Origin of the sequence: Acidovorax sp. JMULE5, from assembly GCF_013376875.1 — a bacterium.
In the GTDB taxonomy this organism is placed as follows: domain Bacteria; phylum Pseudomonadota; class Gammaproteobacteria; order Burkholderiales; family Burkholderiaceae_C; genus Acidovorax; species Acidovorax facilis.
In genome coordinates this window covers 809,009-831,320 of the sequence record NZ_CP035951.1, presented here as the reverse complement: position 1 = coordinate 831,320, position 22,312 = coordinate 809,009, and the positions used below count along the sequence as shown (strand labels likewise).

The 22,312-nt window shown below is 65.1% G+C and carries 19 protein-coding genes; 11 read left to right on the top strand and 8 right to left on the bottom strand.

Annotated elements, in window-relative coordinates; genetic code table 11:
- Positions 1–53: 53 nt before the first annotated feature.
- Positions 54–1,292, bottom strand: a complete 1,239-nt coding sequence (locus EXV95_RS03795) for a PLP-dependent transferase (protein WP_176885864.1) — start codon at positions 1,290–1,292, stop codon at positions 54–56.
- Positions 1,293–1,379: 87 nt separating this feature from the next.
- Positions 1,380–1,871 (bottom strand): BON domain-containing protein, encoded by a 492-nt coding sequence (locus EXV95_RS03790; protein WP_055398114.1) that lies wholly within the window; start codon positions 1,869–1,871, stop codon positions 1,380–1,382.
- Between the two features lie 142 nt (positions 1,872–2,013).
- On the opposite strand from EXV95_RS03790, the gene EXV95_RS03785 reads away from it, so the two are divergent.
- The 4 genes from EXV95_RS03785 to EXV95_RS03770 all read left to right on the top strand — a co-directional run bounded on the left by EXV95_RS03785 (position 2,014) and on the right by EXV95_RS03770 (position 6,348).
- Complete coding sequence (locus EXV95_RS03785; protein ID WP_176885863.1) at positions 2,014–3,705, top strand: SulP family inorganic anion transporter; 1,692 nt, start codon at positions 2,014–2,016, stop codon at positions 3,703–3,705.
- A gap of 117 nt (positions 3,706–3,822) precedes the next feature.
- Entirely contained in the window at positions 3,823–4,596 is a 774-nt protein-coding gene (locus EXV95_RS03780) for a GGDEF domain-containing protein (RefSeq protein WP_055398112.1), read from the top strand.
- A gap of 10 nt (positions 4,597–4,606) precedes the next feature.
- Positions 4,607–5,461 carry a MinD/ParA family protein gene (locus tag EXV95_RS03775; RefSeq protein ID WP_121506525.1) on the top strand — a complete coding sequence of 285 codons (855 nt, stop codon included), beginning with the start codon at positions 4,607–4,609 and terminating at the stop codon, positions 5,459–5,461.
- A gap of 119 nt (positions 5,462–5,580) precedes the next feature.
- Entirely contained in the window at positions 5,581–6,348 is a 768-nt protein-coding gene (locus EXV95_RS03770) for a sulfurtransferase (protein ID WP_121422718.1), read from the top strand.
- 81 nt (positions 6,349–6,429) lie between these two features.
- Here EXV95_RS03770 and EXV95_RS03765 read toward each other — a convergent pair whose 3' ends face one another.
- The 4 genes from EXV95_RS03765 to EXV95_RS03750 all read right to left on the bottom strand — a co-directional run bounded on the left by EXV95_RS03765 (position 6,430) and on the right by EXV95_RS03750 (position 9,252).
- Positions 6,430–7,314: a pirin family protein gene (locus EXV95_RS03765; protein WP_176885862.1), complete on the bottom strand. Its 885-nt coding sequence runs from the start codon at positions 7,312–7,314 to the stop codon at positions 6,430–6,432.
- A gap of 109 nt (positions 7,315–7,423) precedes the next feature.
- Positions 7,424–7,978, bottom strand: coding sequence for a flavodoxin family protein (locus EXV95_RS03760; RefSeq protein ID WP_055398109.1), 555 nt, complete (start codon positions 7,976–7,978; stop codon positions 7,424–7,426).
- A gap of 111 nt (positions 7,979–8,089) precedes the next feature.
- The gene (locus EXV95_RS03755; protein WP_055398108.1) at positions 8,090–8,503 is read right to left on the bottom strand and encodes a DoxX family protein; all 414 of its coding nucleotides are present in this window, start codon (positions 8,501–8,503) and stop codon (positions 8,090–8,092) included.
- Between the two features lie 47 nt (positions 8,504–8,550).
- Positions 8,551–9,252, bottom strand: coding sequence for a pirin family protein (locus EXV95_RS03750; protein WP_176885861.1), 702 nt, complete (start codon positions 9,250–9,252; stop codon positions 8,551–8,553).
- Positions 9,253–9,356: 104 nt separating this feature from the next.
- On the opposite strand from EXV95_RS03750, the gene EXV95_RS03745 reads away from it, so the two are divergent.
- The 5 genes from EXV95_RS03745 (at position 9,357) to EXV95_RS03725 (ending at position 14,353) form a co-directional block, all read left to right on the top strand.
- Positions 9,357–10,295: a LysR substrate-binding domain-containing protein gene (locus EXV95_RS03745; protein WP_055398106.1), complete on the top strand. Its 939-nt coding sequence runs from the start codon at positions 9,357–9,359 to the stop codon at positions 10,293–10,295.
- Between the two features lie 97 nt (positions 10,296–10,392).
- Complete coding sequence (locus EXV95_RS03740) at positions 10,393–11,535, top strand: NAD(P)/FAD-dependent oxidoreductase (RefSeq protein WP_176885860.1); 1,143 nt, start codon at positions 10,393–10,395, stop codon at positions 11,533–11,535.
- Entirely contained in the window at positions 11,532–12,509 is a 978-nt protein-coding gene (gluQRS, locus tag EXV95_RS03735; RefSeq protein ID WP_176885859.1) for a tRNA glutamyl-Q(34) synthetase GluQRS, read from the top strand. Before EXV95_RS03740 ends, gluQRS begins: the two co-directional genes overlap by 4 nt.
- Complete coding sequence (gene trmB / locus EXV95_RS03730) at positions 12,506–13,267, top strand: tRNA (guanosine(46)-N7)-methyltransferase TrmB (protein WP_055398104.1); 762 nt, start codon at positions 12,506–12,508, stop codon at positions 13,265–13,267. Before gluQRS ends, trmB begins: the two co-directional genes overlap by 4 nt.
- Positions 13,268–13,300: 33 nt before the next feature.
- Complete coding sequence (locus EXV95_RS03725) at positions 13,301–14,353, top strand: GGDEF domain-containing protein (protein ID WP_176885858.1); 1,053 nt, start codon at positions 13,301–13,303, stop codon at positions 14,351–14,353.
- 60 nt (positions 14,354–14,413) lie between these two features.
- Here EXV95_RS03725 and EXV95_RS03720 read toward each other — a convergent pair whose 3' ends face one another.
- Together EXV95_RS03720 and alaS are read right to left on the bottom strand one after the other, a co-directional pair.
- Positions 14,414–17,407 (bottom strand): HD domain-containing phosphohydrolase, encoded by a 2,994-nt coding sequence (locus tag EXV95_RS03720; RefSeq protein ID WP_176885857.1) that lies wholly within the window; start codon positions 17,405–17,407, stop codon positions 14,414–14,416.
- A 100-nt stretch (positions 17,408–17,507) separates the two neighbouring features.
- Complete coding sequence (gene alaS / locus EXV95_RS03715; RefSeq protein WP_176885856.1) at positions 17,508–20,135, bottom strand: alanine--tRNA ligase; 2,628 nt, start codon at positions 20,133–20,135, stop codon at positions 17,508–17,510.
- Positions 20,136–20,390: 255 nt separating this feature from the next.
- Between alaS and EXV95_RS03710 the strand changes: the two genes are divergently transcribed.
- Both EXV95_RS03710 and EXV95_RS03705 read left to right on the top strand, forming a co-directional pair.
- Positions 20,391–21,308, top strand: coding sequence for a dihydrodipicolinate synthase family protein (locus EXV95_RS03710; RefSeq protein WP_010458555.1), 918 nt, complete (start codon positions 20,391–20,393; stop codon positions 21,306–21,308).
- A 37-nt stretch (positions 21,309–21,345) separates the two neighbouring features.
- Positions 21,346–22,293 carry a 4-hydroxyproline epimerase gene (locus EXV95_RS03705; protein WP_176885855.1) on the top strand — a complete coding sequence of 316 codons (948 nt, stop codon included), beginning with the start codon at positions 21,346–21,348 and terminating at the stop codon, positions 22,291–22,293.
- Positions 22,294–22,312 lie beyond the last annotated feature (19 nt).

Sequence of the window (22,312 nt, the reverse complement as noted above, 5' to 3'; positions counted from 1 at the left end):
CCTCGGCGGTGCGCCACTGAGGAAACTACCACCCCGCGCAAAAAAGACAGGCCTCAGCCTGCCGGGAAGGCGTGCTCCAGGGCCTGCTGCAGATCGCGCCGCAGGTCTTCCACCGCCTCCAGCCCGATCGAAAACCGCACCAGCGTGCCCGGCTTCAAGTGCGCGGGCGGGCGGCTGCGCATGCTGGCGATGTTGTAGGGCACCACCAGGCTCATGGGGCCGCCCCAGCTGTAGCCCAGCTTGAACAGCCGCAGGCCGTCGCAGAACGCATCCACCTGCTGCTGGGTGTAGCGGGCATCAATCATCACGCTGAACAGGCCCGCTGCCAGCCCCGCCCCGCCCTGCCCGGCGCCACACAGTGCCTTCCAGTGCGCGTGGCCGGGCGCACCTTCCAGCGCGGGGTGCAACACCTGCGCGATGGCGGGCTGCTGCTGCAGCCACCGTGCCAGGCTGCGGGCCGCTTCGTCATGGGCGCGGTAGCGCAGGCCGATGCTGGGCAGTGCGCGCAGCACGAACTCCGCGTCGTTGGCCCCCACCCCCAAGCCCAGCCGCATGTGCGTGAGCTTGATCTTCATGTGCAGGCCCGGGTCCCGTGTCATGACGCTGCCCATCAGCACATCGCCACCGCCACTGGGGTACTTGGTGAGCGCGTGGGCCGAAATATCGACCCCCAAGCTGCCATCACCTGTGAGGTCAAACGGCGCAAACGCGAGACCCGCGCCCCAGGTGTTGTCCAGCGCCGTGGTCACGCCGTGTGCGCGGCAGATGCGCACCTGCTCGCACAGGTCGGGAAACTCCATGCTGACCGAGCCCGGAGCCTCGAGCCACACCAGCCGGGTTGCAGGGGTGATGCGGGCGGCAAGATCGGCGGGGTCCAGCGGGTCGTAAAACCCATGGGTGATACCAAAACGCGCCAGCTCACCATTGGCAAGGTCTTTGCCGGGGCCGTAGGCGTTGTCCGGGATCAGCACTTCGTCCCCGGGCTGAAGCAGGGCCAAGGCCACGTTGGCAATAGCAGCCAGGCCGCTGGGCACCAGCACGCACTGCAGGCCACCCTCCAGCGCACACAGGCGCTCTTCCAGGATGAAGGTGGTGGGCGTGCCGTGCAGCCCATAGGTGTAGCCGCTTTTGTCCTTCCATTCGCGCGAGCGCATGGCTGCGACGTTGGGAAAGATGACGGTGGAGGCCTTGTAGACCCCCGGCTGGGGCGCTACGAAACCAGCAGGAGGAACGTAGTCGTGGTGGACGATGCGGGTGGCGAGGTCGGTGTCGTGCTCTTTCATGCCGACCATGGTAGCGCGCCGCCAGGGCGTGAGCCCGGGCGGCGCGTGGTGTGAAGCGCTGGTAGCGGCGACGGGGCTGATGCCAGCCCGCGCGCTTTAGCTCGCGCTAACCACCAACTGATTGTTCACAGAACTAACGCCATTCACGGCCTTGGCAATGCCTTCGGCGCGCTCACGGGCCACGGCGGAGGGTGCGGGGCCTTTCAGTGTCACACGGCCGTTGGCTGTATCGACATCAATCTTCACTGCGCTCAGGTCAGGGTCCTTGGCGAGGCTGGCGCTGATCTGTGCGGTGATTTCTGCGTCACTCAGAAAAACCATGCCCTTGTTGGCGGCGTCCTTGGCCGAAGATTCTGCATTCGCAGCACCCTGCTCCACCTTCGTCTGAGCGTTCTCCATGGCGCTTTCGGCCTTGGCGCGGGCTTCGGCGGCGGCCTGCTCGGTCTTTTCGACGGCGGAATCCAGGCGCTGGCCCACAGTCGGCTCTTCCTTCTTGCCGCAGGCAGACAGGCCCAAGGCCAGGGCGCTCACGGCCAGGATGGTTGCAATACGGTGTGCAGGACGCTGGGAAATCTTCAGGTTGTTCATGCGGAAACTCCTTGCGGTTGAAACATGGCGAGACTGTAAACGCAGGCAGGTGCGCACTAGGTCGGATGCAGCCTAGACACCTGTAGGACGATGCCGCCAATTGCGCAAAACTGGCCCGATGCCGAGGCGCGACAATGTACCCATGGCTTTTTCCGCTGCGTCACTCACCCGTTGGTTCCCCTTTTTGTCCTGGCCCCGGCCAGACCGCGCCCTGATCAAAGGCGAGTTCTGGGCGGGCATGACGGTGGGCCTGATGCTGGTGCCGCAGGGGGTCGCCTATGCAGCGCTGGCGGGCATGCCGTTGGTGACGGGTATCTATGCCTCGCTGATCCCTGCGCTGGTGGCGGTGTTGTTCAGCGCATCGACGCGGCTCGGCGTGGGGCCGACGGCGCTTACCAGCCTGCTGATCGGCGCGTCACTCACAGGCCTGGCCGAGCCGGGCAGCGCGCAATGGGTGGCCATGGCAGCGTGGATCGCTTTGCTGTCGGGCCTGCTGCAGCTGGTCATGGGGATGGCGCGGTTTGGCTGGCTGCTCAATCTTGTGACGTCCCCCGTATTGAGCGGGTTTACCCAGGCAGCGGCGCTACTGATTTTGGGCTCGCAGCTGGCCGCACTCACCGGGTTACGGTCAGACTGGGGGGCGCTGCTGTCAACGCCTTCGACCGGGCTGTTTGACCTCACGGCGGCGGCTTTTGGCCTGGGCAGTCTGGCGCTGCTGATACTGGCCCGCCGCTGGCGGCCGAACTTTCCTGCAGCCATCGTGGTGGTGGGCGCGGCCGGCGCCCTGAGCTGGGCGCTGGACTATGCAGACGCTGGCGGAGCCGTGGTGGGCGCGTTGCCCTCGGGCCTGCCGGCCCCGTACTGGCCTGGTGCGCTGCCATGGTCCAGCTTTTCTGCCCTGGTAATGCCGGTGCTGGTCGTCACGCTGGTGAGTTTTCTGGAGACGGCGTCCAGCGCCAAGGTAGAAAGCCAGCGGTCCGGTGAGCGCTGGAATGAGAACCAGGACCTCATCGGCCAGGGCCTGGCCAAAATCAGCAGCGGACTGTTTGGCAGCTTTGCGACCAGTGCCTCGTTCTCGCGCTCGGCCATCAACCTCTATGCGGGCGCCAAAAGCGGCTGGGCCACGCTGTTTGCCATTGCCCTGGTACTCGTGGTGCTGCTGTGGCTCACTCCGGCGCTTTACCACGTGCCGCAGTCGGTGCTGGCTGCCGTGGTGGTAACCGCCGTGACCAGCCTCATCAAGCCCGGCATGCTGCTGCGCCTGTGGCGGGTGTCAAGGGTAGAGGCCGTGATCGGCGGCATCACCTTCGCACTGACGCTGGCCACGGCCCCGCGCATGTACTGGGGCGTGCTGGTGGGATTGCTGATGAACCTCAGCCACTTTCTGTACCAGCGGCTGCACCCCCGCATCATTGAAGTGGGCCTGCACCCGGATGGCAGCCTGCGCGACCGGCACCTGTGGCACCTGCCCGCTCTGGCTCCCCGGCTGCTGGCGCTGCGCATGGATGCCGAGCTGGACTTTGCCTCGGCCAGCGCCCTGGAGCGGCGCGTTACCGAGCACCTGGCCACCCATCCCGATGTAGTGCACCTGTGCCTGATGGCCCAGCCCATCAACCGGATCGACGTGACGGGCGTAGAGACCTTCGCGCAGCTGCTGGCCCTGCTGCAATCACGGGGGGGTACATTGCACCTCAGCGGCCTCAAGCTTCCCGTAGAGCAGGTTCTGCGCCAAGCCGGTTTGCTGGAGCCCGGAACGGGCCTTGCGATGTACCGCACCGACGCCGAAGCAATGGTAGCGCTGCAGCAGCTTCCGCAGCCGGTGGAACGGGTGTGATGCTGGAGCCTTTCACCCCCCTTTTCCCAGTACCGCTGCGGGTTTCACCTAGACCTGGGGCGGGGGCCCTTCCCGCTGGCGCACTGGTACACTGCACAAACTCTTTTTGCTCCATTTGTGTCTGACTCTGCGGCCTCTCATCTGGTAGATCTGCGCGACCTTCGCCTGGATACTGCCCACGCGCTGGTGGCTCAGGCTGGCGGCAGCGAAGCAGCGTTGCACCGCGAGGTGCCCTCGCGCTACCTGCAGGGCCTGATCGACGGACTGTGTGAACTCTCCCTCAAAGACCCGCTCACCGGTCTGGCCAACCGCCGGCACTTCCGCGCCGTGCTGGAACGTGAAATCGACCGCGTCACTCGCTCGGGAGAGGCAGCATTGCTGCTGATGCTCGACATTGACCATTTCAAGAAGGTCAACGACACGCATGGCCATCTGGCTGGCGACATCGTGCTGCAGTCGGTGGCGCGCACGCTCAGTGCCTGCGTGCGCCCCATGGACACGCTGGCGCGCTACGGTGGCGAGGAGTTCGCCGTGGTGCTCCCCGCATGCCAGGCCGGCTTTGGCAGCGTGGTGGCCGAACGTATCCGGCGTGCCGTTGCCAACACGCCCATCAAGGTCTCGGGCTCGGTGGAACTCCACGTCACGGTGAGCATTGGCGGCGCCTTTGCCCTGCAGTGGATCCGCTCCACAACCTTGCTGTGGACCGACCGTGCCGACCACCAGCTCTACCAGGCCAAGGCGGCAGGCCGCAACCGCGTCAGCATTGAGGAGCAACCCGACAGCACTGTCAGTGCCGAAGAGAAAAGCCTGTTGTTTGGCCCGCTCTACACCCCCTCGGGTTGGGGCGACCTGCCTCCGGTGGACCCCAACCCAACAGGCAGCGCCTACTGAAAGTTAGAAGATGAGCGACGCGCTGTCCCCTCCCCCACCCACATCGCCAGCGGCTCCTGCTGGCGCCGCCTCACCCTCGCACTCTGCAACGGGTGCCCGCATCATTGCCATCACCAGCGGCAAAGGCGGGGTCGGCAAGACCTTTGTGTCGGCCAACCTGGCTGCGGCCCTCACCCGCCGTGGCCAGCGCGTGCTGGTGCTCGACGCCGACCTGGGCCTGGCCAACCTGGACGTGGTGCTGAACCTGCACCCCAAGATCACCCTGCACGACGTCTTCACCGGCAAGGCCACGCTCGAAGAGGCCGTGATCCAGGCCCCGGGTGGCTTCAACGTGCTGCTGGCAGGCTCGGGCATGGTCGAGTATTCGCGCCTGACGCCCGAGGTGCGCAATCAATTCCTGAGCGTGATCCAGGCGCTCACGCCCCAGTACGACGTGGTGCTGCTGGACACCGGCGCCGGCATTTCCGACGTGGTGCTGTTTTCCATTTCGCTGGCCTCCGAGGTGCTCATCGTGGCCACGCCCGAACCCACCTCGCTGACCGACGCCTACGCCGCCATCAAGGTTCTGGCCATGCAGCAAAAGCGCCAGCATGTGCGCATGGTCATCAACCAGGCCGCGCGCCCAGGCGATGGCCGTGCCATCACCAGCCAGCTGCAGCAGGTGCTGGACCGCTTTGTCACCACTGAATCCGGTCGCCCGATGCGCTTGATCCACATGGGCGACATCCCGGCCGATCCCTCGGTACGCGACGCCGTCATGCGCCGCCAGTTGCTGCTGCTGCAAACCCCGGGCTGCCCTGCGGCCCTGGCGATTGCCCAATTGGCCAACAAGATCGAAACCACGCTGCTGACCCCGGCCGCCTGAGACGCCCGCAGGCGCCACAGCCCGGCAGCAGCGCGGTGCCCCCGCTGGCCTCAGCGAGTTGCCTTGACCGAAGTGAAAGCGCGCCCCTCGCTGCGCTCATTTGATTTGCCGTGAACCCCATCGACACCGTCCTGAACATCTCCTGCTACAAGTTCGTGCCTTTGCCCGATGCGGCGGCCCTTCGCGAGCTGCTGCATGCGCGCGCCACGGCGGCGGGACTCAAGGGCACCATCCTGCTGGCCGAGGAAGGCATCAACTTCTTTCTGGCGGGCGCGGCCGAGGCCGTGCGCGGGTTTGTCGATGCGCTGCGCACCGATGCCCGTTTTGCCGATCTGGAGCCCAAGGAAAGCTGGTCGGCCACGGTGCCGTTTCGCAAGATGCTGGTCAAGGTCAAGCGCGAGATCATCCGCATGGACCACCCCACCATCCGCCCCGCCCAGGGCCGCGCGCCCTCGGTGGACCCGGCCACCCTGCGACGCTGGCTGGCGCAGGGCCATGACGATGAGGGGCGCGAAGTGGTCACGCTGGACACCCGCAACGCCTTCGAGGTGGACGCTGGCACCTTCGACAACGCCATCGACTGGCGCATCGACAAGTTCACCGAATTCCCGCCAGCCCTGCGCGCGCACAAGACCGAGCTGCAGGACAAGACCGTGGTGAGCTTCTGCACCGGAGGCATCCGGTGCGAGAAGGCCGCGATCCTGATGCGCGAAGAAGGCCTCTCGCATGTCTACCAGCTCGAAGGGGGCATCCTCAAATACTTTGAACTGACCGATGGCGCGCACTACCACGGCGGCTGTTTTGTGTTCGATGAACGCAGGGTGCTGGCGGCAGACCTGTCTACCGACCCCTTACCCACCGACAGCGAAAACGCTATCAATAAGTGAGCTTATAGCGCTTATTCATCAAGCGCCAGATGCCAATTTGGCTTGAAATCTCAGACATTCAAAGCCAACAATTTGGCCAAGTCAGGCCTTGAAGCGGCGCTCTGGCAGCGGAATCCACTCCACCTCCCCCGGCACCTGCCCCATGGCCTGGGCATCCCAGTCAGCGGCAGCCTGCACGATGCGGTCCTTGCGGCTGGAGACAAAGTTCCACCACATGTGGCGCGGCGCATCCAGCGCGTCGCCACCGATCACCATCAACCGCACCGGGGTATCACCTGCAGCAAGGTGTGTGGCCTGCCCGGGCTCCGCCACTGCCAGAAGCTGCGCAGCCACGGTGTCCCCGTTGAGCTGGACCGGAGCATCCACGGTATAGACCGCCATCTCGGGCACCAGCGCCGGAATCTCCAACGTGGCACCGGCGGGCAACTGGACATCCAGGTAGAGCGTTGGCGAATAGGTGGCAACTGGAGAGGTCTGCCCGAAGGCTTCTCCAATCAGCACCCGTACCGTGGCATCTCCCACCTGCACTTGCGGAATGGCAGCTGCAGGCGTGTGCACAAACGAAGGCTCTGCCTCTTCATGGGTCACCGGCAAAGCAGCCCACAGCTGAATGCCATGGTTCACGTAGGCCTGGTTTGCGAGACTCTCCGGGCGGCGCTCGGAATGCACGATGCCGCGCCCCGCCGTCATCCAGTTGATGGCACCGGGCTCAATCTGCTGCACATAGCCCAGGCTGTCGCGGTGCATGATGGCGCCGGAGAACAGGTAGGTCACGGTGGCCAGGCCGATGTGGGGGTGAGGCCGCACATCGTGGCCCGCATCGGGCTCCACCGTCACCGGACCGAAGTGGTCAAAAAACAGGAAGGGCCCCACCGCCTGGCGCTGCACCGCGGGCAGCAGGCGCCGTACCGTGAAGCCACCACCCAGGTCCTTGGCTTGGCCCGACAGACGCAGAGGAGCGTTCATGCCAGCACTCCCATTGCTTCAACGACAGAGACAAGGTCAAAAAGGTGATTCATCGGGTGGCTCCTTGTGGGCTGGACAACAACGCCGCCAGCCTACCAGCTTCAGCGGTTCAGCTGCCCAGCTTGGCAGCCATCTCTGCCACACGCTGGCCAAACTGCTTGCCCGTTTCCAGGTCGCCAGGGAACATCTCGGCGGCCGAGGCGTCCGATGGCGACTGCGCCATGGCGCCACTGAACGAGCCGATCCAGTTCACATCGTTGCGCGTGGCGGCCTTAGAGTTGGCGGGCATCATGCCGTTGCCCACCCACAGGCCGCCGTGCTGCATGGCCAGGTGGAACATGTAGTCCAGCGTGATCTGCTTGTCGCCATTGGTGCTGGCGCTGTTGGTAAAGCCTGCGAACAGCTTGTCCTTCCAGGCCTGGCTGAACCAGGGCTTGGACGAGGCGTCGGCAAACTTCTTGAACTGCCAGCTGGGACCAGCCATGTAAGTGGGCGAGCCAAAGATGATGGCGCTGGCAGCGGCCAGCGTTTCCCAGCCGCCTTCGGGCAGGTTGCCCTCGGCATCGATGGCGATCAACTGAGCGCCAGCGCCTTCTGCCACGGCCTGCGCCAGGCGCTGTGTGTGACCGTAACCCGAGTGGTAAACAACTGCGATGTGTGCCATGAGAAAACTCCTGTTGAAACGAGGGGGACAAGGAAAACGAGAACGGCGGAAGAACGGATTGAATGCTTGAAACCACAGCCCTGCGGTCAGCAGGCCTTTTGAGGGGATCGCTCAGCGGCCCGACTGGCGTGCATCCAGGCTCCAGCCGCCTGCGCCAAACGCTGCCAGGGCCAGCAGGCCTCCGGTCACGCCCACGTTCTTGAAGAACATGAGCTGCTGCATCATTTGCTTGTCAGCGGGCAGGTCCCAGAACGCATGAAAGAAGAAGCTGGCCACCAGCGTGAAGAATGCCAGCGCGAGCGCTGCCAGACGCGTGCCAAAGCCGAAGATCAGCGCCAGGCTGCCCAGCACTTCGACCGCAGCGGCCACGGCGGCGGCCACGGTGGGCATGGGCAGGCCTACCGACGTGATGTAACCGACAGTGCCAGCAAAGCCGGTGAGCTTGCTGATGCCAGCAGGCAGAAACAGGGCGGCCAGCAACAGGCGCGATGCGAGAGCCAAGGGGTTTTGCAGGGATGTGAACATGGTGAAGAACTCCGGGTGAAAGTGGGTTGAAGAATGAACGTCGAATGTCAGGCGGCCAGATCAAACACCAGCACCTCGGCGTCGTGGCCATCGGTCAACGACAAGGTGGTTTCCTTTTCCATCAGCAGCGCATCGCCGCCCGACAGGGCTTGCCCATTGGCGCTGAGTGCACCGCGCACCAGGTGCACATAGGTCTTGCGGGCGGGGTTCAGCGCCAGCGTGGCAGATTCAGCGCCATCCAGCAGCCCTGCATACAAGGCCGCATCGGCATGGATCTTGACCGAGCCCTGGGCGCCGTCGGGCGATGCCACCAGGCGCAGGGCGCCGCGCTTTTCCGCCTCGGCAAAGGTCTTTTGCTCGTAGCTCGGCGGGATGCCGCGCACGTTGGGCTCGATCCAGATCTGCAGGAAGTGCGTGGTCTGGCCTGCAGCGTGGTTGAACTCGCTGTGCTGCACGCCGGTGCCTGCGCTCATGCGCTGCACATCACCGGGCGGGATGCCCTTGACATTGCCCATGCTGTCCTTGTGGGCCAGTTCGCCCGACAGCACATAGCTGATGATTTCCATGTCGCGGTGGCCATGGGTGCCAAACCCCGTGCCCGGTGCGATGCGGTCTTCGTTGATGACCCGCAGGTTGCCAAAGCCCATGTGGGCAGGGTCGTAGTACCCGGCAAACGAGAAGCTGTGGAAGGAATTGAGCCAGCCATGGTCGGCGTGGCCCCGGTCTTGCGATTTACGAACAGTCAGCATGTGAGTGCTCCTTTCAAGACTCGACTGTAGGACTGCAGTGCGCCCTGCAGGGGCAGATGAATTGATGGCAATGTTCAAATAATCTGAATTAACATGGCGTCACCATGCAAAACGCACGTGATGTCCTGACCCCCGATGCGCTGACCATGCTGCAGGTGATTGCCGAGGCAGGCAGCTTTGCCGCCGCCGCCCGGCAACTGGGCCTGGTGCCCAGCGCCCTCACCTACCGCGTGCGGCAGATCGAAGACGCGCTGGATGTGCTGCTGTTCGACCGCAGCGCCCGCCAGGCCCGCCCCACCGAGGCCGGAGTAGAGCTGTTGCGCGAAGGCGCGCGCCTGCTGCAGGACATCGACGCCGTGGCCCACCGCGTGCGCCGCGTGGCCACAGGCTGGGAGCCGCAGCTCACGCTGTCCATCGACGGCATCATTTCGCCCCACACCATGCTAGAGCTGGTGGATGCGTTTTACGCCATGAAGCCTCCGACGCGGCTAAAGCTGCGCGACGGCATCATGACCGGCACGCTGGAGGCGCTGACCTCCGGCCGGGCCGACCTGGCCATCGGCGTATCCGTGGCGGGCAACAACGTGGCGGGCCTGCAGCAGGGCACGCTGGGCGATGTATTGTTCATCTACGTAGTAGCGCCCCACCACCCGCTTGCGGCGGCTGCCGAACCGATCTCAGACGCCACCTTGCTTGAACACCGCGCCGTGGCCGTGGCCGATTCGGCCACGCGCGGCGGCGCCACCATGGGCCTGCTGGGCGGGCAGGACGTGTTGACGGTGGACACCATGCAGGCCAAGGTGCGTGTGCAACTGCGTGGCCTGGGCGGCGGCTTTCTGCCCGAACCCATGGTGCGACCGTACCTGGAGGCCGGGCGCCTGGTCGAACGCCGCGTGGCCCGCCCCGAACGCAACGTGCGCGTGCACTACGCCTGGGGCGGCCCGGGCTTCACCGCACCAGGCCGCGCACTGCAATGGTGGCTGAACCAGCTGCAAAGCCCCACTACACGCCGCGCTCTGCTGGAAAACCACCATCATTTCTGATCCCGATCAAGTCCCGACAGGGTGATACCGCGTGTAGAGTGGTTCCTGTTGGTTTTGTATTGCATCTCGCTTGCCGACCGTCACCGAAAGGCCTCCCATGAGCAAACCCGATCCTCTTCCCGCCAAACGGCTCCGACGCAACACTGCACTGGCAACTCCCCCCGTTGCAGCCCCCGCAGCCCCCACCACGTTCTCTGGCAAACCCCAGCGCCACTTCGCCATCATCGGCGCTGGCATGGCTGGTATTGCCTGTGCACGCACCCTGGTGCAGGCCGGGCACCGCGTGACGGTGTTCGAGAAATCCTCCCAGGCGGGCGGCCGCACTGCCACCATCGACACCCCTTTTGGCAACTTTGATGCAGGCGCCCAGTACTTCACAGTGCGCGATCCGCGTTTTGCCCGCGCCATCGACACCGTGCCCGGCATCTGCAAGCGCTGGAGCGCCAATTCGGTGCAGGTGCTGGACGCAGCAGGCCGTGTGGCCGCTGCGGGCCTGCCCCACCGCGAAGCGCACTGGGTGGCCAGCCCAGGCATGCAGTCTTTGGTGGGCGCCTGGGCCGAGCCGCTGCTCAAGGCCGGCCAGCTCATCACCCACACCCGCGTCACCTCCATCGAGCCCGATTCGTTGAACGCCCCTGGCTGGCAACTGCGAACCGAAGGGCCTGCGGGCAGCCAGCACGTCTATGCCGGTTTCGACGCTGTGCTGCTGGCCCAGCCCTCGGTGCCTGCCCAGGCCCTGCTGGCCAGCTCGGCGGTGGACACCCCGCTGACCGACGCTCTGTCCAAGGTGGCCATTGCCCCCTGTTGGACACTGATGCTGGCCTACCCGCAGGCCGTGCGCCCCGGCCTGACCACGCTGGGCCCGCAGTGGAATGCTGCACGCAGCACCCACCACCGCATTGCCTGGCTGGCACGCGAGTCGTCCAAACCCGGCCGCAACATGGTCGAACGCTGGACGGTGCAGGCCAGTCCCGCTTGGTCGGCCGAACACCTCGAAGACGACGAAGCCCGCGTGCAGGCCAAGCTCATCAAGGCCTTTGCCGAAGTCACCGGCATCCGGGCTACCCCTGCGCATGCCGATACGCGCCGCTGGCGCTATGCCCAGACCACCCACCCGCTGGGCAAGAGCCACCTGTGGGACAAATCCATGGGCCTGGGTGCATGCGGTGACTGGTGTCTGGGGCACCGGGTTGAAGACGCCTTCGTGTCGGGACTGGAACTGGCACTTGCCGTGGCATGACGGCCGAGGTGGGCGCTGCACGGCGCTACGTGGGCCGGTTTGCCCCTTCGCCCACGGGGCCGCTGCACGCGGGCTCCCTGGTGGCGGCCCTCGCCAGCTGGCTGGACGCGCGGGCGCACCGGGGCCAGTGGCTTGTTCGCATTGAAGATGTGGACACACCCCGCTGCGTGCCAGGGGCGGACCGGCTCATCCTGCAACAGCTGGCCAGCTGCGGCATGGTGCCCGACGCTCCCCCCCAATGGCAGTCCACCCGCAGCCCGCTCTACCAGCGGGCGCTGGACCAATTGGTAGCCCAAGGCCACGCCTACCCCTGCGCCTGCTCGCGCAAGGACATTGAAGACGCCCATGCCGCCCAGGGCCACACGCGTGAGCGCCATGCCGCGCTGCCTTACCCAGGCACCTGCCGCCACGGGCTGCAGGGCCGCGCCGGGCGCGCGTGGCGATTCAATGTCACAGATTTCAAGCAAAAACAGGCCCTGGCGCTTGATGGAAAAGCGCCATCAGCTACAAAAATAATAGCAAATCATCTCCTGCAGTGGGAGGACCGCCGCCTGGGCCTGCAGCAGCAGAATGTGGAACAAGCCGTGGGGGATTTCATCCTGCGCCGCGCCGACGGGCTCTGGGCCTACCAGCTCGCCGTGGTGGTGGACGACGCCGACCAGGGCGTCACCGATGTGGTGCGCGGCGAAGACCTGGCCGACAACACCCCGCGCCAGATCCTGCTGCAGCAGGCCCTGGGCGTGCCCATGCCCCGCTACCTGCACACCCCGCTGGTGTGTGGCGACAACGGCGAAAAACTCTCCAAGCAGAACGGCGCCCGCGCGCTGGACCTGTCCCACCCGCTGCAGGCTCTGGACGATGCCGCGCGGGTGCTGGGCCTGCCACCGCTGCCTGCCCCGCACAGCCCTTGCATCTCTGACGCACTGACCCTGTGGGTCGCCGCGTGGCGACGAAACTACAATGGCGCACCGTGACCGAACTGACACCTACCGCTTCCGCCCCCACCGCTGCGCCCGCTGCAGCCCCCGCGACGACATCTGGCGGGGTTCCCGCTGGCGTGACCCACCCCAAGACCATCAAAAGCTTTGTGCGCCGTGCTGGCCGCACCACCACGGGCCAGGCCAAGGCCTTTGAAGACTTCGGCCCCCGCTTTGTCCTGCCGTATGCCCCGGCGCCGCTCGACGCTGCTTCGGCCTTTGGCCGCACGGCACCGCTGATTCTCGAAATTGGCTTTGGCATGGGCGAGGCAACGGCCCACATCGCCCGCGTGCGCCCCGATGACAACTTCCTGTGCTGCGAGGTGCATGAGCCGGGTGTGGGTGCACTGCTCAAGCGCATTGGCGAACAGGAGCTTACCAACATCCGCATCCTGCAGCACGACGCCGTGGAGGTCATCGACCACATGCTGCCCGAGGGCAGCCTGGACGGTGTGCACATCTTCTTTCCCGACCCTTGGCACAAGACCAAACACAACAAGCGCCGCCTGATTCAGGGCCCGCTGGTGGCCAAGCTGGCCGCCCGCCTCAAGCCCGGTGGCTACCTGCACTGCGCGACCGACTGGCAGCCCTATGCCGAGCAGATGCTGCAGGTGCTGGGCGCCGAACCCCTGCTGCAGAACACCGCCACGGACTTCGCCCCGCAGCCTGACTACCGGCCCCTGACCAAGTTCGAGAACCGGGGCCTGCGGCTGGGGCACGGCGTGTGGGATGTTGTGTTCGTGCGACGACATTGACAACCTGTGCCTAGTGCTCCACCGTACACCCCAATGAAGCCCATTCTCCAGAACCTCGTGGAAATGACTGGCCACCGCGACCACTTGCGGTTGGAGGTGTCAGTGCTGTCCACGCTGCAAACGCTCAGTGGCATCGTCGAAGTGCGCGCACTGGAGCTTTTCACCATTGACGGCGTGGCCCATGTTCGCCCCCGTTCCTGGGTTGAGGACGGTCAGCTCGTTTCGACCGATTCTGAGGCCGCCGCAGACCCTCGCCGCGAAACGCTGGACAAATACCCCGCGCTTCGCGATTGCGTAGCCAACCAGGGGGACAGCGCTCTCGCATCGCCCCGCAGGGGTCGCCATGTGCTCTGGCTGCCGGTGTGGATGCATGACAAGGTCACCACCTGTCTGGAGATCACGCAGTCGCGCGCGTTCTCGGCGCACAAGCTGGAAGTGCTCAAGGGCGTGTTCCAGGTCTACCAGAACTACCAGAGTCTGCTGGACTACAGCGAACGCGACGCCCTCACCGGCCTGTTCAACCGCAAGACCTTCGACGAGCAGTTCTCGCGCCACGCGCTCAATGGCCTGTCCAGTGGCCGCCCGGGCACTGTTACCGAATCTCTTCCCCCCGAAGAAGGCTCTCTGCCCGGCGAGCCCGTGCAGCAATGGCTGGCGGTGGTGGATATCGATCACTTCAAGCAGGTCAACGACCGCTTTGGCCACCTGTATGGCGACGAAGTGCTGATCCTGATTGCCAACATCCTGCGCAGCTCGTTTCGCAGCCACGACCGCATCTTCCGCTTTGGCGGCGAAGAATTCGTGGTGCTGCTGCGCTCCACGACGCTGAGCACCGCCCACAAGGTGTTCAATCGCTTTCGGCTTGCGGTGCAGGAATACAACTTCCCGCAGGTGGGCCAGGTCACGGTGAGCCTGGGTTTTGTGAGCACCATGCAGGGTTCGCCCGTGGAGATCCTGGGCCAGGCCGACCAGGCGCTGTATTACGCCAAAGAGCACGGACGCAACCAGGTCTGCTTTTATGACGACCTGGTGGCCAGCGGCCAGCTGGCCGCCAAGGTGGCCAACGACGACGTCGAGCTGTTCTGAAGCTACCCAGGCGGAGCGAAAGGGCACCACTGCCCGCCTTCAGCGCATTGGCTCATTGGCTCATTGGCTCAGCGACTCCAGGATCGCCTCCACATCCACTACATCCCGCTGCGCAGCAGGCAAGAACTGCTCCGCATACTCACGCCAGACTCCGCTGCGCAGGAAGAAGCGGAACACATCGGCATCAATATGGCGTTCGCGCACCATGTTGCCCATGATCTTGAGCGATTCCGACAGAGTCTTGGGCGGCTTGTAGGGCCGGTCTGACGCCGTCAGGGCCTCGAAGATATCGGCCAGTGTCATCACCCTGTCTGCCAGCGTCAGCTCTGAAGCCTTCAGGCGCCGGGGGTAGCCCGTACCGTCCAGTTTTTCATGGTGCGAGCCCGCAATCGACGGTACGCGCGCCAGATGCGGCGGGAACGGCAGGCCGCTGAGCATGACGATGGTCTGCACGATGTGATCGTTGATCTTGAAACGGTCTTCTGCGGTGAGCGTGCCGCGCTGGATCGACAGATTGTGCAGCTCGCCCAGGTGGGCTTGTTGCGCTGGCAGCACCATGTCAAAGCTCCAAAGGTTGGCCGGGTTGCCAACCTCCACCGGCGGTTTGCGGGCACCCCAGGGCACGATGTGTTCAGGCCGGTCTGCCAGCAGGGGCTCATTGGCGGGCAAGGGGCGCGTCGGCACATTCGCCAGCCGCCCCAATTCGGCTGATGACAAGCCCAGCCGGTCATCAAAATGCCGCTGCCACACCTGGCGCCCGATGGTGGCCAGCCGCTTGATGTCGGCATCGGCCATGAACTCGCCGCCCACATTGCTGCGGGCCACAAAGGCAAACTCTTCCTGCAGGCGGTCGCGCCGCTGCAACAGCTCGCGCTGCAGCCGCACCGGGTCCACGCCGGACACGTACTGCTTCCAGTAGTCCAGCTCCGCGTCGCGCCACAGCACCTCAAAGCGCATGCGCACCTCATGGATGCGGTTGTAGAGCGCCTCCAGCTTGGTCGCCTTGTCGATGATGTGCTCGGGGCTGGTGACCTTGCCACAGTCGTGCAGCCACGCGCCCAGGCGGAATTCGTAGCGCTCGGCATCCGTCATGGCGACGTGGGCAAATGGACCTTCCTCGGCCTCGCACAGGCGCTGCATCAGGGATTCCGCCAACTGGGGCACCCGCTCGCAGTGGCCGCCGGTGTAAGGGCTCTTGGCGTCGATCGCGTCGGCCAGCAGGCGGATGACGGCATCGAACAGCTTCTTTTGCCCTTCGATCAAACTGCGCGTCTCGATGGCGACCGACAACGTGCCCGAGAGTTTCTCGACAAACGCCCGGAAGTGGACATCGTCCTGCTGCTGGTCCGCACGGTAGCGCAGCACCAGCAGGCCCAGCGGTTGGCCGTCGCGCGTGCGTAGCTGCACGCGCAGCACGCGCTGGGGCGTGGCCTGGTCGTCATCATGGTGCTGGTCGCCGTCCTGCGGCTCGGCAGGGTTGATGAAAAACACCATGGGCAGGTGTTCCGGGTAGAGCGACTGGTGCTCAGTATCTTCGCAGTACCTTGCCGTGCGCAGCAGGCCCGCGCGCTGTGCCTCTACCAGGTACACCGCACCGCCGGTGCAGCTGGTGGCGCGCACCAGCTCGTAGAGCACGCTCGACAGCATGAGGTCCAGGCGCGACTCGGCGCTGATGTGGTGCGTGATGTGCAGGAACTCCTGGATGGTGTCGGACATGCGGTCCATCACCTGACCCAGTGCGCGCACCTCGCGCACGCGCGACATGTGGTGTTGTGTCGGCCGCCGGAAATCAAACCGTGCCAAGGCCTGCGCCTGCGTGGCCAGACCCGACAGGCTGCGCCCCACACGCCTCCCGGCCAGCCACCCAAAAGGCAGCATCAGCGCGATGAGCCCCAGGGACAGCCATACCTGGCGCTGCAGGTTTTCGTTCACATCCGCCAGCAGCTCCCGGGTGGGAATGGCCATCAGGATGTGCAGCCCCTCCCAGCGCTGCGACTTGAGTGACATGACCTTGGCCAGCCACTCCTCGCCACCTGCCACAAAGCGGCGCGAAGGCCCCTCTTTCATGTCCAAACTGTGCAGGGCCTGCAGGCTGGGCACCCCCAGGCCACCGAGTGTGCGCAGCTTGAGGCTGGGCTGGTCGCCGTCCTCACGCACCAGCACGCGGGACATGTCCGGGTAGGCCAGCACGCGCTGGTCCTGGTCCACCACAGCGATCTCGGTGCGCGGCATCAGCCGCAGCTCGCCAATCTCCCGGCCCAGGTCGGTGAGCGCAACATCCAGGCCGATCACAGCACGGCCGTCTTCGCTGGGCTGGCTCAGCGTAACGCCGACCTCCTGCGTGGTGAAGAACACATAGGGGGCAGTGAGGACCTGCGTGTTTTTTTCAGCCGCCTCGGCATACCACGGGCGGGACCGGGGGTCATAGCGGTAGCCGGGGCGCACGGAGGAATCGATGAGACGCAGCTGTGCGTCGTAATAGTTCCAGCGGCCTACCAGGCCCATCAGACCCGCCGCGCTGCGCTCCCGCGCCATCGACTGCACCAGGAATGCAGCGTCCGCAGGCGCCTGAAGCCGTGCCCGCAGCGCAGCGTTGCGCAGCGGACGCATGAGCAAAAACTGCCCGTCGGAATACCCGATGAAGACCGCCGACAGCAAAGCGTTTTGCTCCAGCAGGCGCACAAACACCGGCAGGCGGCGCAGCCGCGCCTGGAGGGTGGTGGCCGAAGCAATGGGATCAAACGCGAGCAGCCGCAGCGTGGCATCCGCCGGGTCCACGATATGGTGCACCCGCTCGCTGATCAACAAGCTGATGTGCTGCGCACTGTCGTCCGACGCCGCGATGATGGCCTGCCGCGCGCTGGTGCCTACCTGGTAGACCAAGAGCACCGTGAGCAGCAGCATGGCAGATACCACCACCGAGGCAATCACCACCTCGAACGGAACGGTGATGCGCCGCCACCAGGGCAGTTCGGCCCCTCCCGAATCAGGCGAACCGGAACGGGTGCCATGGGCGGGCACCGGCTCTTGCGGACTTTCGCGCAGGGGGTCCATGCGCTTGAATGTAGGGGGAAAGTCGGCTTTCCGTCACCCTATTTTTGGCAGAAATGGCTGCCACACCACAGCGGCTGGTGCCGCTATGGTGACCGGTACATCAGCCCAGTTGCTGCGTGACCCAGGCTGTCACCGAAGCCAGTGCTGCGGGCAGCTTGGAGGCATCGGTGCCGCCGGCCATGGCCATGTCGGGCTTGCCGCCGCCCTTGCCGCCGACTTGCTGGGCGACAAAGTTGACCAGTTCGCCGGCCTTGAGCTTGCCCACGCTGTCGGCCGTCACGCCTGCAGCGATCTGCACCTTGTCGCCGTCCACAGCAGCCAGCACGATGGCAGCGGTCTTGAGCTTGTCCTTGAGCTTGTCCATGGTGTCGCGCAGGGTCTTGGCGTCGGCACCCGGTAGCGCGGCAGCCAGTACCTTGAGGCCCTTCACATCCACAGCCTGATTCACCAGTTCGTCACCCTGGCTAGAGGCCAGCTTGCCCTTCAGGGCAGCCACTTCCTTTTCGAGCACGCGGGCGTTGTCCAGCGCCTGGCTGATGCGGCCGTTGAGCTCGGCCACCGGCGCCTTGAGCGTGCTGGCGGCCTGGTTAACGGTGTCTTCCAGGTTCTGCAAGTACGCCAGTGCGTTGGCGCCGGTCACGGCCTCGATACGGCGGATGCCAGCAGCCACCCCGCCCTCGCCCACCACCTTGAACAGGCCGATGTCGCCCGTGCGCTGCACGTGCGTTCCGCCGCACAGTTCACGGCTGGTGCCGATGTCCAGCACGCGCACGGTTTCGCCGTACTTCTCGCCAAACAACATCATGGCGCCGGTCTTCTGGGCCGACTCGATGTCCATCACGCGCGCTTGCGTGGGCTGGTTGGCCAGGATTTCTTCGTTCACGCGGCGCTCAATCTCGCGGATCTCGGCCGCCGTCACGGCTCCGTTGTGCGTGAAGTCAAAACGCGTGCGGTCGGCATTGACCAAGCTGCCCTTTTGCTGCACATGGCTGCCCAGCACTTCGCGCAGGGCCTTGTGCATGATGTGCGTGACCGAGTGGTTGCGCATGGTGGCAGCGCGCACGGCGGTGTTGACCTGGGCCTGCACGGTGTCGCCCACGTTCAGCGTGCCCTCTTCGAGCGTGCCGTGGTGGCCAAACACATCGGCCTTGATCTTGAGCGTGTCACCCACCGCAAAGCGTGCCGACCCGCTGGTGATGACACCTTCGTCACCCACCTGGCCGCCGCTTTCGGCATAGAACGGGGTGGTGTCCAGCACCACCACGCCGTTTTGGCCGGCTTTCAGGGCCGCAGCGCTTGTTCCATCTACATAGATTGCTACGATTTTTGCAGTCTCTGCCAGGTGCTCGTAGCCGGTGAACTGGTTGGCGGCACCGGTGTACTCCAGCGCCTTGTCCATCTTGAACTTGCCTGCCGCGCGGGCCTGGGCCTTCTGCTTTTCCATGGCGGTCTTGAAGCCGGCCTCGTCCACTTCCACGTCGCGCTCGCGGCAGACGTCATTGGTCAGGTCGAGCGGGAAGCCGTAGGTGTCGTGCAGCTTGAAGGCCACGTCGCCGGGCAGCACCTTGGCACCGCCGTCCAGGGTAGCGTCCAGGATTTCCATGCCGTTGGCCAGAGTCTCGAAGAAGCGCTCTTCTTCCACCTTCAGCACCTCGGTGATGCGCTGTTCCTGCTCGCGCAGGGATGGGTAGGCATCGCCCATCAGGCGCACCAAGTCGGCCACCAGCTTGTGGAAGAACGGGGTCTTCTTGCCCAGCTTGTAGCCGTGGCGGATGGCCCGGCGCACGATGCGGCGCTGCACGTAGCCACGGCCTTCGTTGCTGGGGATCACACCATCGCTCACCAAAAACGCGGTGGCGCGGATATGGTCAGCGATCACGCGCAGGCTCTTGTTGTTCAGGTCCGTCACGCCGGTCTCACGGCCAGCGGCCTTGATGAGCGCGTCGAACAGGTCGATCTCGTAGTTGCTGTGCACGTGCTGCAGGATGGCAGCCAGGCGCTCCAGGCCCATGCCGGTGTCCACGCAAGGTGCGGGCAAAGGTGTGACGGCCCCGGTTTCGTCCATGTTGAACTGCATGAACACGTTGTTCCAGATCTCGATGAAGCGGTCGCCGTCTTCATCGGGGCTGCCGGGAGGGCCACCCGCAATGTGCGGGCCATGGTCGTAGAAGATTTCGCTGCAGGGGCCGCAAGGGCCGGTGTCGGCCATCATCCAGAAGTTGTCGGACTTGTAGCGGCCGCCCTTGTTGTCGCCGATGCGGATCACGCGCTCGGGTGGCAAGCCGATTTCCTTGGTCCAGATGTCGTAGGCCTCGTCGTCTTCCTGGTAGACCGTGGCCAGCAGGCGCTCTGGCGGCAGCTTGTAGACCTCGGTCAGCAGCTCCCAGGCCCACTTGAGCGATTCGCGCTTGAAGTAGTCGCCAAACGACCAGTTGCCCAGCATTTCAAAGAAGGTGTGGTGGCGCGCGGTGTAGCCCACGTTTTCCAGGTCGTTGTGCTTGCCACCCGCACGCAGGCAGGCCTGAACCGACACCGCGCGGTTGTACGAGCGCTTGTCGGTGCCCAGGAACACGTCCTTGAACTGCACCATGCCCGAGTTGGTGAACATCAGCGTGGGGTCGTTGCCGGGCACCAGGGGGCTTGATGCCACCACGGTGTGGCCCTTGGAGACGAAGAAGTCCAGGAAGGACTTGCGGATGTCAGCGACAGAAAAAGTGGGAGTGCTCATGGTGTTGTGGAGTGGTTGCACGCAGCAGGCAGGCCGCAGGACCCGCGCCTGCACGCTGCCTGTCGCTGCCCCTATGGGGACCAACCTTTCATTATAGGTTTGCAGGCTGGCGGTCCGTGGCGGTAGGGCGACAGGGCGGGGATAGACGCCTCCACTCCATGCGCCAACGGATGCGGAAAAATCCGCTTGCGCCCTTTAAATATCTTGTTAATATATTAATAACTGCAACCCTCCCACTCATCCAAGGAGCCCCTCGTGAACCCACAACCCCGCTGGCAAGGCATCTTCCCCGCCATCACCACCAAGTTCCACGCCGACGAGTCCATCGACGCCGAGGGCACAGCCCGCCACATCGACTTTCAGATCCGCAACGGCATCCACGGGCTGGTCACTTGCGGTTCTCTCGGCGAAGCCAGCACCCTCACGCTGGAAGAAAAGCTCCAGGTTGCCAAGATCGCCCTCGAAGCCGCTGACGGCCGCGTACCAGTGCTCGCCAACGTCTCCGAAACCAGCACCCGCGAGGCCCTGCGCTACATCGACGGGGGCAACAAGCTCGGTGTAGCCGGCTACATGGTCATGCCCTCGGTGATCTACGTGGCCGACGCCCGCGAGGCCATGGCCAATGTGCGCGCCATGGCGGGCGCCGCCCAGCGCCCCCTGATGGTCTACAACAACCCTGTGGCCTACCGCGTGGACCTGAAACCCGAGCACATGGTGGAGCTGGCCGATTGCGAATGGATCGCCGCCATCAAGGAAAGCACCGGCGACATCCGCCGCATCACCGACCTGCGCAACACCGTGGGCGACCGCTACCAGCTCTTCCTGGGCGTGGACGACCTGGCTTACGAAGGCCTGGCCCTGGGCTGCGACGGCCTGCTGGCGGGCGTGGGCTGCGCCTTCCCGCGCGAGACCGTGGCGCTGTACGACCTGATGAAGGCGGGCAAATTTGCCGAGGCGCTGCCGCTGTACCAGTGGATGACGCCCATGCTGCACCTGGATGTATCGAACAAGCTGGTGCAGAACCTCAAGCTCATCGACGCGCTGGTGGGTGTGGGCACCGAACACATGCGCCGCCCACGTCTGCCACTGGTGGGCGAAGAGCGCGCGTTTGTAGAAAGCGTGGTGCGCAAGGCTCTGGCCACGCGCCCTACAAAATACCAGTCTGTCGCCTGAGACACTGAGCGCCCTACTCCACCACCACCAGAGCACCATGCAACGCATCCACGTGATCGACTCCCACACCGGCGGCGAGCCGACCCGGCTTGTCATCGACGGTTTTCCGGACCTGGGCACTGGCACCATGGCCGAACGGCGTGCGCTGCTGGCCGAGCGCCACGATGCCTGGCGGGCCGCCACCGTGCTGGAGCCGCGTGGCAGCGATGTGGTGGTGGGCGCCCTGCTCTGTGCGCCGCAAGACCCGGCCAACGCAGCGGGCGTGATCTTCTTCAACAATAGCGGCTACCTGGGCATGTGTGGCCACGGCACCATCGGGCTGATCGCATCGCTCGCCTACCTGGGCCGCATCACCCCTGGCGAGCACCGCATCGAAACCCCGGTGGGCACCGTCACCACCACCCTGCACACGGATGGCTCTGTCAGCGTGCGCAACGTGCCGGCCTACCGGCTGCATCATCAGCTGGCGGTGGACGTGCCCGGCTATGGCCGCGTGGTGGGCGATGTGGCCTGGGGCGGCAACTGGTTCTTCCTGATCTCTGACCACGGCCAGCGTGTAGCCAGTGACAACCTGGAGGCGTTGATGGCCTATAGCTGCGCCGTGCAGCAAGCCCTCAAAGACCAGGGCATTCGGGGCGACAACGGCGGTGAGATCGACCACATCGAGTTGTTTGCCGACGACGACCAGGCCGATGACCCCGCCGACAGTCGCAACTACGTGCTGTGCCCCGGCAAGGCGTATGACCGATCGCCCTGCGGCACGGGCACCAGCGCCAAGGTGGCCTGCCTGGCGGCAGACGGCAAGCTGGCACCGGGAGCCATCTGGCGCCAAGCCAGCATCATCTGCAGCCGTTTCGAGGCCAGCTATACGCTGCAGGAAGATGGCAAGGTCATCCCTACCTTGCGTGGCCGGGCACACATGAGCGCCGAGGCCACACTGCTCATCGAAGACAGCGACCCCTTTGGCTGGGGCATCCGGCTGTAATCCGCCGCTCGTCCAAAAA